Below are 12,674 nucleotides of genomic sequence, written 5' to 3'. Positions count from 1 at the left end.
AAACTAGAAAACTAGAAAACTAGAAAACTAGAAAACTAGAAAACTAGAAAACTAGAAAACTAGAATCCAGTTGCGCATCCGCTGCAAGAGAAAACTGCAAGCATATGATAAATATTAAGAATGCTCTTCTTCAGCGGTCGCAGACAGCGCCCGATTGAACGCTTTCAATGCATCTACATGATGCACAGACCCCCAAAGGTCCGGCGTATCTGCTTCCCCCCCCAGGGTCACCACAGGTATGAAACTCGCCCCGGTGTTTTCAAAGATGGGCATCACCGCTTCCAGGGTGGCATTGCCATCCACATAGACCCCCTGCTCGATCAAATCCCAGCACTCCGCTTCGTCCGGCGCACGGTCCGACCCTATGTCGCGCATCACTTCGGCCACCCGCACCGTGGTGAGCAAATAGGCTTGTGGCCCTGCCGCCAGGTGGATCTTGCGCCGTTCAAGTTGGGTCAGGAAGAAAGATCGGTCCACCAGCCGACTGGACAGGGCCGTAGAGAGCGACACAGCGCCCATCACGGCAATTCCGGTCTGCCAGTCCCCGGTCAGTTCAAACACGATAAGCGTGGTGGAAATCGGTGCCCCCAAGACCGCGGCGGCCACAGCCCCCATACCCGCCAGCGCATAAAGGGTTTCTGACCCGGACACGTCGGGGAATATCGCCGTGGCAACAATGCCAAACGCAAGCCCCGTCAGGGCCCCGACCATCAGGGATGGCGAAAACACACCGCCCCCCATGCGCCCGGCCATGGTGATTGACACGGCAAAAACCTTGACCACGGTGAACACAATTGCTTCATGCAAAAACAACTCGCCCGTCAGCGCCAGCGAGGTGGTTTCATAACCGACCCCGATAATGTGGGGATAAAAGATCGCAATCGCCCCCAGCATCAGACCCGCCAAGGCCGGGCGTAGCACCTTGGGCAGACCCATCCGCGCCTGAAGGTCATTGCCCAGATCATCGGCAAAAAAGATCGCCCGCATCAAAACCACAGCCACAAACCCGCAGATCACACCAAGGATCAGGAAGGCGGGCAGTTCCACGTAAAACGCCAGACTGCCTTCCTGCGGCAAGATAAACTCCGTCATGCCGCCATATTCCAACCGGTTGATCACAGTCCCCGACACGGCAGCAATGGCAATCGGGGCAAAGGCATGGACCGCAAAATGGCGCAGCACCACCTCCAGCGCAAAAAGCGCCCCGGCAATCGGCGCGTTGAAGCTGGCAGAGACCGCGGCGGCCACCGCACAGCCCAATAGGTCACGCCCGGTCACGCCGTTGGCCTGGATCCGGTTGGCGATCCAGCTCGACACCACACCCGCCATATGCACCACCGGGCCTTCGCGCCCCGTGGATCCGCCGGTGGACAGCGTGATGAAAGACGCCAGTGCCGATCCGATCCCTGCACGTTTTTCTACCCGCCCTTCCCACAGGGCCGCCCCTTCAATCACATCAGCAACAGAACGGACCCTGCCATCTGGCGTAAACCAATTCAGGATGACCCCAACCACCAATCCGCCAAGCGCCGGCAGGATCAGGATCCAGTACCACGGCAGGGTCGAGGCAAAACTGTGAAGATGAGCCAGATCGTTTGTGCCATAAAGCGTGGCCTGCAACCATTCGATTCCCTTTCGAAAACCCAACGCCGCCGCACCCGACACGATACCGATCACCAGCGCAATCAACCAGAACTGCACCTGCGAGGGGCCTTTTTGCCGCAACAGTTTCCAAGTCGTGGACAATGCTTCAAAATTCGCCGTTAATACGCGGATTATAAACAATTTTGTTTGATTAAACATTGTCAAAACTTTGCCCGACCCTTTCCCCAATAGCCCATTCGGGCTAGTCTGTCTCGGCTGCTGTTTGGGAGATGATGGATGTCCATCGACACCGTTTATACCGAGCTTACCTCGTTTCTAGGCGATCGTGTAAGCCGCTCCAAGTCCGATCTGAGGGAACATGGCGGGTCCGAGACCCATTTTGACATGGTCTTGCCAGAACTGGTCGTCTGGCCCGGGTCCACCCAAGAGGTGTCGCGGATCATGGCCATTTGCCACGCCCATCGCTGCCCTGTCACCGCTTTTGGGGCTGGCACGTCCTTGGAGGGGCACACCACCCCGATCCGCGGCGGGGTGTCCCTGGACATGACCCGGATGAACCAACTGCTGACCGCCGACCCCGGGGATATGGTTGCGGTGGTGCAACCCGGCCTGACCCGGGAGGCGTTGAACGAAGATCTGCGCGCCACGGGGCTGTTCTTCCCCGTGGATCCCGGCGCAAACGCCACCATTGGCGGCATGGCCTCCACCCGGGCATCCGGCACCACAACGGTGCGCTACGGGTCGATGCGCGACAATGTCTTGGGGCTGACCGTGGTGCTGGCGGACGGGCGGGTGATTACAACCGGATCACGTGCGGCGAAATCAGCGTCCGGCTATGACCTGACCGCGCTGATGCTGGGGGCGGAAGGCACGCTTGGCATTATCACCGAACTCACCCTGCGCCTCTCTAGCACGCCCGAAGCGATCAGCGCCGGGGTGTGCGCCTTTCCCGATATGGGGTCGGCCGTGGCCACGGTGCAGCAGGTGATCCAGATGGGCATCCCTGTGGCGCGGATCGAGTTTCTGGACGACGAGAGCACCCGCGCCGTGAATGACCACGCAGGGATTGATCTGCCCCTGTGCCCCCATCTTCTGGTGGAGTTTCATGGCAGTGACGCGGCGGTGGCGGATGCCGCAGATGAGTTTGGAGAGATCGCAAAAGATTTCGGCGCCACCGGGTATGAAAGCGCCACGCGCACCGAAGACCGAAACCGGCTGTGGAACATTCGCCACAATGCCTTTTACGCCGTCACCGCGCTGCGCCCCGGGGCAAAGGCGTTGGTGACGGACATCTGTGTGCCGATCTCGAAACTGGCCCAAGCGGTGGAAGACACCCGCGCGGATATTGCTGCCGCGGGCCTGCCCGGCCCCATTCTGGGCCATATGGGGGATGGAAATTTCCATGCCATCCTGTTGATCGAAGACGGCAATACGGCCGAGATGGCAACGGCCAAGGGACTGGCTCGGCGGATGAGTGAACGTGCCCTTGCGCTTGGCGGAACCATCACCGGCGAACACGGCATTGGCATGGGCAAGCTGGGCCTGATGCAGGCCGAGCACGGCACGGCCTGGCAGGTGATGGGAGAGATCAAACGGGCGCTGGATCCAACCGGTATTCTGAACCCCGGCAAGCTGGTGCAGCAGGATTGATTTCAGGGGCGCTGCCCCTCGGCTATCCGCCTCACCCCGGGATATTTCCGATTAAAGCGTTTCGAGATTAACTTGAGCCACAAGTTGATTTCGAAACGCCCGCAACATGGTAGGTTTCGAGCGTTTCGCCTCATTCTTATGTCTCAACAATAAGTCGAAACTTATGTCTCAACAATAAGTCGAAACGCTTTAGAAAATAAGATCTGATCAACCGTTTAGGAGTTCCTGCGCTGCGGCTTTTGCCGCCTCGGTCACCGTGTCGCCAGAGATCATCCGGGCGAGCTCTTCGACGCGGTCATCTGTGGTCAGCGGCATAACGGTCGACAGGGTCACGCCATTATGCACGGCCTTTTGCACCCGCCAATGATGCCCCCCAAGCGCCGCGACCTGGGGCGAGTGGGTCACCACCAGCACCTGCCCCCCGTTGGACAGGTCTTTCAAGCGCCGCCCAACGGCGTCGGCGGTGGCGCCGCCAACCCCACGGTCAATCTCGTCAAAAATCATGGTCAGCCCTTGCGCGTCACGGGTCAGGCAGACCTTGAGAGCAAGCAGAAAACGGCTGAGTTCACCGCCCGAGGCGATCTTGTTTAAGGGGCCAGAGGGCGCGCCGGGGTTGGTGGCAACGGTGAAGGTCACCGCGTCGATCCCGTCCGGGCCGGGATCAGCCTCGGTCAACTGCGTGGTGAACACGGCGCGTTCCATCTTGAGCGGCGCAAGTTCCGCCCCCATCGCCTGATCCAGTGCTTTGGCGGCTTTTGCCCGCGCCTGCCGCAAGGCAAGCGCCGCTGTCTGATAGCCGGCCTCGGCCTCTGTCACAGCCGCTTCCATGGCGGAGATCTGTCCGGCGCCTGCATCAAGCGCGTGAAGGCGGGCGCGGAGATTTTCGGCGAATGTGCCAAGCTCTTCCGGGGCGATCTGATGTTTGCGGGCAAGGCCGCGAATGGCAAAAAGACGTTCTTCGACGGTTTCCAACTCATGTGGGTTGAAGGCCAGCTGATCCATCACCGCTTCGACGCCCGCAACCGCATCCCCCAGCTCGGCCATGGCGCGGCCGAGGGCATTGAGCGGCTCATCCAGATTGTTCCCGGCCTGATCCGCCACGCCTTCGAGCCAGCGCAGCGCATCGCCCATGCGGGCCTCTGCCCCGTCGCCCGCCCCAAGCGCCTGATGCGCCCGCTGGATGTCCTCGCCAATCTTTTCGGCGGCTTGCATCATCCGGCGGCGCGCGTCCAGTTCCGGTTCTTCGCCGGGTTGCGGATCGAGCTTGTCGAGCTCTTCCACAGCATGACGCAAAAACTCTTCTTCCGCCTGGACCTCTGCCAGATCCCGGCGTGCCTCATCCAGCGATTTGCGCACCGAGGCAAGCACCCGCCAGGCGGTTCGGGTATTGGCCAGTTTTCCGTCCAGCGCGCCAAATTCATCCAGCAGCTGGCGGTGCACACGGGGATTCAGAAGGCCACGATCATCTTGCTGGCCATGCAATTCGACCAATGTATCCGATAGCGCGCGCAGCACGTCACCGGACACGCGGCGGTCATTGACCCAAGCGGTCTTGCGCCCATCCGCGCGGTTCACCCGGCGCAGGATCAGCTCATCTTCGGCATTGATCCCGGCCTCGTCCAAAACCGTGCGGGCCGGGTGATCAGCGGGAAGATCAAAGATCGCGGTCACTTCGCCCTGTTCGGCCCCCGCGCGCACCAGATCGGCGCGACCGCGCCAGCCCAGCACAAACCCCAGACTGTCCAGAAGGATGGATTTCCCGGCCCCGGTTTCGCCGGTCAACACGTTCAGACCGGGCTGAAACTCCAGTTCCAGCCGATCAATGATCAACAAATCCCGAATGTCCAATCCGCGCAGCATGACGCCCCTCACCCCTGCGAGAGGCTTACAGCCATTCGCCCTTGACCAGCTGACGATAGATGGTGTTCAGCCAGTTGTCGCCCTTGGCCTTCGGCTGCAGACCCGCCTGTGTCAGCAAACGGTGGCTTGCCGCATACCATTCGGTCGACTGGAAGTTATGCCCCAAAATGGCCCCTGCGGTTTGTGCCTCATCCGTCAGGCCAAGCGAAAGATAGCTTTCGACCAGGCGATGCAGGGCCTCGGCCACATGGGTGGTGGTCTGGAACTTCTCGACCACCACGCGGAACCGGTTGATGGAGGCGGTGTAATGCTTGCGCTTGAGGTAGTAGCGCCCGATTTCCATTTCTTTACCGGCCAGGTGGTCAAAGGCCAGGTCAAATTTGAGGATCGCGGATTTCGCATATTCGGTGTCTGGATAAAGCTCGATCACCGCGCGCAGGGCCTGCAGAGCCTGGAAGGTCAGGCCTTGATCGCGGCCAACCTCGTCGATCTGGTCATAAAAGCTGATCGCCAGCAGATATTGCGCATAAGCCGCATCTTCATCGGCCGGGTACAGATCAATGAAGCGCTGCGCCGTGGCCCGCGATTGTTCGTATTCCTTATCCTTGTGATAGGAAAACGCTTGCATGATCAAGGCGCGTTTGGCCCATTCGGAATAGGGATAGAGGCGTTCAACCTCGGAAAACCATTTCGCGGCCTTATCGGGTTTGCCGCGGTCGAGCTCGTATTCGCCGCGCTTGAAGATGTCTTCGGCGGTCCATTCTTCGATCGGCTTTTTGACAACCTGTTCATCGCCACCGAAGAGGCCGCCAAACAGGCCTCCGCCTCCGCTGCCAATGCCAGCCGAACCGATGCTGCCACCCCCTGAACAGGCCGACAGCAGAACCCCTGACACGAGCGCCGTCGATACGGCCTTCATCAGATTGACGCGGATCATATGGATGCCTACCCCGTAACTCAATTCTCAGGTGGTCTGAAATTTCCACCCGTTCGGCTTGTCCTAGCACAGAAATTTGCGGTGCAAAATGGTCTAGTCAGGCTTTTTCGCGACTTGTCGCCAATCGATGCCTTTGGGCAAGTCCCTGGTGGGGGACAAAAAACGCGATCAGGCGGAAGATCAGGCCGACATTGGCAGGTCAGACCGGCGCAGACCAACGCCCGGCAACAGGCGCGCCAAGGCATCGTCGCAATCAACCAGACGCCAGCTGTCGGGCTGGTCGAACAGGGCGCGCAACAGTTTATTTGTCATGGCGTGACCAGCTTTGTGTCCGACATATCGTGCCTTGAGCGGCGCGCCCGCCAGCGCCAGATCACCCAGCGCATCCAGCATCTTATGGCGCACGGCCTCATCCGCGCGGCGCAGACCACCGGGGCTGACCACGTGATCCCCATCAACCACCACAGCGTTTTCACCGGGCACGCCACCAAGCGCAAGCCCATTGGCTTGCATCGCGTCCACATCTGCCTGACGACAGAAGGTGCGACAGTCAGATAGCTCGCGGACAAAATTGCCGTTGGACAGGTCCAGGCTTTTGCTCTGCGTGCCGATCGCGGCATCCGGGAATGAAATGTGGAAATTCATCAGGAACCCGTCGGCCGGTTCCAACCGGGCCCAGGCATCACCATCGTGGAACTCAACCGGTTTCAAGATCTCGATCACCCGCGCTTTTTGCGACAGGTGACGCACGCCCGCGCGCATCAGACCTTCGACAAATCTGGCAGAGCTGCCATCCAGGATCGGCACTTCTGCCCCGTCGATCTCGATCAACGCATTGTGAATGCCACAGCCGGCCAGCGCGGCCATGATATGTTCAATGGTCGAAAGCTCTACGCCAGTTTCATTGCGCACCAGCGTGCACAGGCGCGACGGCACGACCGACGCCCAATGGGCCGGGATCATGTTGTCACGATCTGTAATGTCAATCCGTTTGAACCAGATCCCGTATTCGGCTGACGCCGGTTTCACGGTCATGCGCACGGGGCGCCCGGTATGCAGTCCGGTGCCCGAGAAGGTGACAGAGCTGGTAACTGTGGTTTGCACGAAGCGCCTCATTGATGGCCACCGGGTTTTGCCCCGGTATCCCTATGGGTAATGCCCGCCCCGCCTGACAACAACTCAATCATTTGTAACGGTTTGAAACATGGTGCCCCAAAGGTAAACAAATTGGGCAAAAACCCGCCGAAATCCGTAATAAGCAATTCTAAACAAAAAGAAAAAGGGCCGCCCGATAGGCAGCCCTTCGTGAAGATTTCCAAGTCGTTTCAGCCCCTTTGAGACGCTGACCTGTCAGCTTTGCAACAGGCGGTCAGAAACCGATCAATTGGCCTGGCGGCGCAGGAACGCGGGGATTTCCACCTTTTCCTGCTCCGCATCCATCTGCGGTTGTTGGGCCTGATGCTGGGCCTGATGCTGCGTCGGGGCCTCCACCGGCGGTTGCGGACGGGCGGCGGCCCCTTCGGCGGCCCCGTGCCCGGTCATGCGGTTGATCAGGGAGTTGATCCCAAAGCGCGGCTTGTCAGAGGTTTGCGGCTCGGCCTGCTCCATCGGGCGCTGCGGCTGGGCTTGCTGGGCGCGCGGCTGGTTGTGCACGGCGGCCTGCAAACGGGCAAGGGCCTCTGGCGACGGGGTGCCCGGAGCCGGAGCCTTGGGCGCCACGAATTGAGCCACGGCGGGCTGTTCATCGTATTGCGGCGCGGGTTGAACCGGCTGTTGCATCGTATGCTGCGGCATGGGCTGTTCGGCCACGTGCTGTTGCGGCTGATAGCTGGGCGGCGGCAGATCGCCACCGGCGCTTTCCGCCGGGAACACGTTTTCGGCCTGCTCTTCTGCTGCGGCTTCGGTCGCGTTCAGGTCTTCCCCAAAGAGCGAAGGTTCAACAGGCGCTTCGGCAACCATGGCCGCCGGGGCCACCTGTTCCGGAGCTTCGAACTTTTCTTCCACTTCCATCGGGGTTTGCAACGGTTCCGACAGACGGCGACGCGGCACCGGCACTTCGGCCGGGATTTCCGCAGCATCGATCCCGGTGGCCACAACGGACACGCGCATGCCGCCTTCCATATCGTTGTCGAGCGTCGAGCCCACGATGATATTGGCGTCCTGGTCCACCTCTTCGCGAATGCGGTTGGCGGCTTCATCCAGTTCAAACAGCGTCAGGTCATAGCCGCCGGTGATGTTGATCAGCACACCCTTGGCGCCGCGCAGCGAAATCTCGTCCAACAGCGGGTTGGCGATGGCTTTTTCAGCCGCCTGAACCGCGCGATCTTCGCCGGTCGCTTCGCCGGTGCCCATCATCGCTTTGCCCATCTCGTCCATCACGGCGCGCACGTCCGCAAAGTCGAGGTTGATCAGGCCCGGGCGGACCATCAGGTCGGTCACACCTTTCACGCCCTGATACAGGACGTCATCGGCCATCGAGAAGGCCTCGGTGAAGGTGGTTTTTTCATTGGCGAGACGGAACAGGTTCTGGTTCGGAATGATGATCAGCGTGTCGACCATTTTTTGCAGGGTCTCGACCCCGTCTTCCGCCTGTTTCATGCGCTTCGCGCCTTCGAACTGGAACGGCTTGGTGACAACACCCACCGTCAGAACGCCCAGCTCCCGCGCGGCCTGCGCGATGATCGGCGCTGCGCCCGTACCTGTGCCGCCGCCCATGCCTGCGGTGATAAAGCACATGTGTGCGCCCGCCAGGTGGTCGACGATCTGTTCGATGCTTTCCTCGGCCGCCGCGGCGCCAACGGTCGCGCGGGCCCCTGCCCCCAGACCTTCGGTCACCTTCACTCCCATCTGGATGCGGTCCTTGGCGCGCGAATGCTGCAGCGCCTGGGCGTCGGTGTTGGCGACGACGAACTCGACGCCTTCCAGTTCTTTCTCGATCATGTTGTTGACCGCGTTGCCGCCGGCACCGCCCACGCCAAACACCGTGATACGAGGTTTCAATTCTTCCTGACCAGGCATGGTAAGGTTCAATGTCATGATCTGTCCGCCTGTTAATGTGCGTGCTGCGCGGCGTCTCTGGCCTGCGTCAGCGGGATGTGTTCTTGTCGGCGTGAATCGCCGGTGACTGCCTCTTTTCAGCCACATTACCGCAAAAGCGGGGGGGACGTCACCCATCAATTGATGTATTGGGCGCAAAATATGGGGAAACCCGCTGTAAAATCAGCAGGATTTCGCCCATTGCACCAAATATGGATGAATTAAACCGGTCTCCCATAGACATCAACTATGCCGTTGAACCCATGGAATTTATTGGCCTTCGGTCTGGCGCGCCACTCGGGGGACCTGCTGCGCGCGCTTGCGGTTTACCAGTTATCCTTGAACCACTTCATCGCGCGCTTCAGGCTGCGCGCCGGATAGCTTTCTGCGGGAATGTCGAAATCCCACCACTCGTCTTGCGGGTTTGTGGCAAACAAGCAAAGCCCAACCGAAGAGGCAAACCCGGCCCCCGTGGCCGCCTGCGGCAGGCCCTGCACGCGCAGCGGACGACCGATGCGCACCTGTTGCCCGAGGATCTTCGGCGCCAACCCGTCCAGACCAGGGATCTGGCTGCCCCCGCCGGTCAGCACGATTTGCTGGCTGGGCAGGTGATCAAACCCGGCGGCATCCAGACAGGTGCGGACCTCTTCCAGGATCTCTTCGACACGCGGGCGCATAATGCCGATCAGCTCGGCCCGGCTGACCGTGCGGCGGTCGCGTTCCCAATCGCCCGTGTCGCCGCCGATTTCGATCATCTCGCGATCATCCATGCCGGTGGCCACAACGCCGCCGTAAAATGTCTTTATTCTTTCAGCAGTTGCAAGGGGAACTTGAAGTCCCTTGGAGATGTCCGAGGTCACATGATCGCCGCCCAGACGCACAGAATCCGCATAAATCATGTGCTTTTTCATGAAGATCGAAATGCCGGTCGCCCCGCCGCCCAAATCAATGCAGGCCGCCCCCAGTTCGCGTTCGTCTTCCACCAGTGCCGAAATGCCGGACACATAGGCCGAACTGGCCAGACCGGCCACTTCCAGATCGCAGCGTTTGATGCAATAGAGCAGGTTCTGGATGACCGCGCTGTCCACGGTCAGAAGGTGCATGTCAACGGCCAGCCGCGTTCCCAACTGACCACGTGGATCGGACAGGCCGGTCCGATGATCCAGCGCAAAATTTACCGGCTGGGCATGAAGCACCTCGCGCCCGGTCCCGAAATCCGGCACGTCACAAGACGCCAGCACCCGGGCCACATCATCTTCGCACACCGCGCGTTCGCCAAGCTCCACCGCGCCTGCCAGCCCGTAAGAGCGCGGATTGGCGCCGGAAAAACAGGCGATCACGTGATCCACACGCACATTGGCCATTTTCTGCGCCGCCTGAACTGCGGTGCGAATGGCCCGTTCGGTTTCCTGCATCGCGTCAATCTCGCCAAAGCGCACGCCGCGTGAGCGGGTCGTCGCAGCGCCGATCACCCGAAACGCGCTTTGTCCGGCCAGGCTGCCCACCCCGTCACCTTCGCGATATTGCTCGGCCCCGTCGAAGCGCAGCACGAGACAGCCGATTTTCGAGGTCCCCACATCAAGGATCGCAATCACACCACGTTGCATGGCGGCCTGTCGCATCGATCGCATGGCGCGTTGTTGGGCGTAAAGCTCAGTCATTGGAAATATCTCCGAATTCCAAGGCCTTGATCCGGCGCAGCTCTTCCGTGGCGGGTTCGGCCAGGCGCAGCGTCGGGCGCAAAGGGGTTCGCATGTCAATTGCGGTGAGGTCACGGGCCAGAAGATCCTGGGCCTGATCGAGCGCCAGAACCTGCTCCAGCGCCAAAACGGGCTGATCTTCTGGCAGCATGATACGTTTTTCACCGTCCAGGATCAGATCCCAGCGGCGTTCGCCAACGCGCACAAGGCCACGCAGCTTTTCCGCCAGCGGGCGGGCGGTGGCGATCAGCTCCAACGCCTCTTGCACGGCTTGATCGGCCCCGGCCCCTGCAACCATTGGCAGGTCGGCGCGTGCGGAACGCGCGGTCAGGCTGGCCACCCGATGGCCGGTTTGATCAAGCAGATCCAGCAGATCGCCATCGCGCCAGATCACCACCGGTTCGCGTTCGGTGATCGCAACTTCCAACACGCCGCCGGGACGGATGCGCAATTCGGCATCTGCGATCACGTCAAGTTTCATGATCTCGCCACGCATCACGTCAAGATCGAGGTCAAAGGACGAAATCGGGAAATCAATCGGCAAGATGGTGCGCACGGCGTCGTCGACAATCGGCGTCGCCCCTTCCACGGCCATCAGTTTGACCATGAATTCCGGGCGCTCCTGCACGGAGCGTTTGATTTCAGTGATTTTTTCACCAATCGCATAGCGGTTTGTGGGGTTTGAGAAGAACCAACCTGCCGCCAGCAACACCAGAAACACCGGCAGCCCCACCCGCAGCGTGGCGCGGAACAAAGGGGTCAGCCAAAGGCGATTGATTTTATAGGCGATGCGCGAGGGCGCCGGGTCGCGCCGCGGCGCGCTGTCCTGTTTCAGGCCAGGTTTGCGAGACGCGCTTACCTGTTGCATGACGCATCCCCCACCATCCAGGCGCAAAGTTCGCCAAAGGTCATGCCCTGATGTGCTGCCTGCTCGGGCACCAAAGATGTCGGTGTCATGCCGGGCTGGGTGTTGGTTTCCAACAGGATCAGACCGTCGATGCCCCGTGTTTCATCCCAGCGGAAATCGGTGCGGCTCACCCCTCTGCAGCCCAGCACCTCATGCGCGCGCACGGCGTAGTCCAGGCAGGCGGCTTCGATCTCTGCCGGGATCTTGGCAGGGATTTCGTGACGCGATCCGCCTTCGGCATATTTCGCGTCATAGTCATACCAGCCATCGGTGATGATGTCGGTCACGCCAAGCGCGCGGGCCGGTTCATCGCCCGAGGCCCCCATCACCGTGGTGGTCAGCTCGCGCCCCGGCACATAGGTTTCCACCATCACCGTTTGCGGCATGGTGTCGGCCAGTCGCGGCGGGGAGTTTGCACCTTCGCTGACAATATAAATGCCAACCGAGCTGCCTTCGTTGAAAGGCTTCACCACATAGGGCGGTGCCATCACGTGGCGGCTTTTCACCTCGTCCCGGTCCGCCAGAACCGATGTGACGACTGGCAGGCCTTCGGCGCGAAACACGTCCTTGGTGCGTTCTTTGTCCATCGCAAGGGCCGAGGCCAAAACGCCGGAATGGGTATAGGGAAGACCCAGCCATTCCAGAATGCCCTGCACACAGCCGTCTTCGCCCCACCGGCCATGCAGCGCGTTGAAGACGACATCGGGTTGTTCTTTTTTCAGACGCTCCACAAGATCGGGGCCAGCGTCCAGTTCGACCACCTGAAATCCTTCGCCCCGCAAAGCCGCAGCGCATTCACGCCCGCTGGTCAGGGACACCTCGCGTTCCGCCGAGGGGCCTCCCAATAAGACCACAACTTTGAGGGCCGCCTGTTTTGCCTTGCCCGTCATACTGCCCCCGATACTCGATCGTTTGCCCGGGCCGTTTAGACCCTTGTTTTTTCGAGACAGATTCCCCCTGCCCGGAAGAAATGCCCACA

9 protein-coding genes are annotated in these 12,674 nt (G+C 60.6%); 1 reads left to right on the top strand and 8 read right to left on the bottom strand.

The window, feature by feature from the left end:
- Window positions 1-114 precede the first annotated feature (114 nt).
- Complete coding sequence (locus ACP15V_RS07100) at window positions 115-1,803, bottom strand: chloride channel protein (RefSeq protein WP_424942977.1); 1,689 nt, start codon at window positions 1,801-1,803, stop codon at window positions 115-117.
- Between the two features lie 78 nt (window positions 1,804-1,881).
- Here ACP15V_RS07100 and ACP15V_RS07095 point away from each other — a divergent pair, with 78 nt between their 5' ends.
- Window positions 1,882-3,255, top strand: coding sequence for an FAD-binding oxidoreductase (locus ACP15V_RS07095; RefSeq protein ID WP_424942976.1), 1,374 nt, complete (start codon window positions 1,882-1,884; stop codon window positions 3,253-3,255).
- A gap of 207 nt (window positions 3,256-3,462) precedes the next feature.
- On the opposite strand, the gene recN is transcribed toward ACP15V_RS07095, so the two are convergent.
- The 7 genes from recN to ACP15V_RS07060 all read right to left on the bottom strand — a co-directional run bounded on the left by recN (window position 3,463) and on the right by ACP15V_RS07060 (window position 12,585).
- Window positions 3,463-5,115, bottom strand: coding sequence for a DNA repair protein RecN (gene recN, locus ACP15V_RS07090; RefSeq protein ID WP_424942975.1), 1,653 nt, complete (start codon window positions 5,113-5,115; stop codon window positions 3,463-3,465).
- 25 nt (window positions 5,116-5,140) lie between these two features.
- Complete coding sequence (locus tag ACP15V_RS07085) at window positions 5,141-6,052, bottom strand: outer membrane protein assembly factor BamD (RefSeq protein ID WP_424942974.1); 912 nt, start codon at window positions 6,050-6,052, stop codon at window positions 5,141-5,143.
- Window positions 6,053-6,232: 180 nt separating this feature from the next.
- Window positions 6,233-7,156 carry a UDP-3-O-acyl-N-acetylglucosamine deacetylase gene (lpxC, locus tag ACP15V_RS07080; RefSeq protein WP_424942973.1) on the bottom strand — a complete coding sequence of 308 codons (924 nt, stop codon included), beginning with the start codon at window positions 7,154-7,156 and terminating at the stop codon, window positions 6,233-6,235.
- A 276-nt stretch (window positions 7,157-7,432) separates the two neighbouring features.
- Complete coding sequence (gene ftsZ / locus ACP15V_RS07075) at window positions 7,433-9,088, bottom strand: cell division protein FtsZ (RefSeq protein WP_424942972.1); 1,656 nt, start codon at window positions 9,086-9,088, stop codon at window positions 7,433-7,435.
- A gap of 326 nt (window positions 9,089-9,414) precedes the next feature.
- On the bottom strand, window positions 9,415-10,749 hold the full coding sequence (gene ftsA / locus ACP15V_RS07070; protein ID WP_424942971.1) for a cell division protein FtsA: 1,335 nt from the start codon (window positions 10,747-10,749) through the stop codon (window positions 9,415-9,417).
- A complete protein-coding gene (locus tag ACP15V_RS07065) occupies window positions 10,742-11,656 on the bottom strand; it encodes a cell division protein FtsQ/DivIB (RefSeq protein WP_424942970.1) in 915 nt (304 codons plus the stop codon). Before ACP15V_RS07065 ends, ftsA begins: the two co-directional genes overlap by 8 nt.
- Window positions 11,644-12,585: a D-alanine--D-alanine ligase gene (locus tag ACP15V_RS07060; protein WP_424942969.1), complete on the bottom strand. Its 942-nt coding sequence runs from the start codon at window positions 12,583-12,585 to the stop codon at window positions 11,644-11,646. The genes ACP15V_RS07065 and ACP15V_RS07060 overlap by 13 nt, the downstream gene beginning before the upstream one ends.
- Window positions 12,586-12,674: the final 89 nt, after the last annotated feature.

The sequence above is a fragment of the Aliiroseovarius crassostreae genome, from assembly GCF_049803815.1.
GTDB lineage: Bacteria > Pseudomonadota > Alphaproteobacteria > Rhodobacterales > Rhodobacteraceae > Aliiroseovarius > Aliiroseovarius crassostreae_A.
The sequence above is the reverse complement of the archived record's forward strand: the minus strand, read 5'-3'. Positions and strand labels throughout refer to the sequence as shown.

Excerpts from the sequence above, each read along its gene's own strand:
- ACP15V_RS07100 (WP_424942977.1), bottom strand. The coding sequence starts at position 1,803 with ATGTTTAATCAAACAAAATTGTTTATAATCCGCGTATTAACGGCGAAT.
- ACP15V_RS07095 (WP_424942976.1), top strand. The coding sequence starts at position 1,882 with ATGTCCATCGACACCGTTTATACCGAGCTTACCTCGTTTCTAGGCGAT.
- recN (WP_424942975.1), bottom strand. The coding sequence starts at position 5,115 with ATGCTGCGCGGATTGGACATTCGGGATTTGTTGATCATTGATCGGCTG.
- ACP15V_RS07085 (WP_424942974.1), bottom strand. The coding sequence starts at position 6,052 with ATGATCCGCGTCAATCTGATGAAGGCCGTATCGACGGCGCTCGTGTCA.
- ftsZ (WP_424942972.1), bottom strand. The coding sequence starts at position 9,088 with ATGACATTGAACCTTACCATGCCTGGTCAGGAAGAATTGAAACCTCGT.
- ftsA (WP_424942971.1), bottom strand. The coding sequence starts at position 10,749 with ATGACTGAGCTTTACGCCCAACAACGCGCCATGCGATCGATGCGACAG.
- ACP15V_RS07065 (WP_424942970.1), bottom strand. The coding sequence starts at position 11,656 with ATGCAACAGGTAAGCGCGTCTCGCAAACCTGGCCTGAAACAGGACAGC.
- ACP15V_RS07060 (WP_424942969.1), bottom strand. The coding sequence starts at position 12,585 with ATGACGGGCAAGGCAAAACAGGCGGCCCTCAAAGTTGTGGTCTTATTG.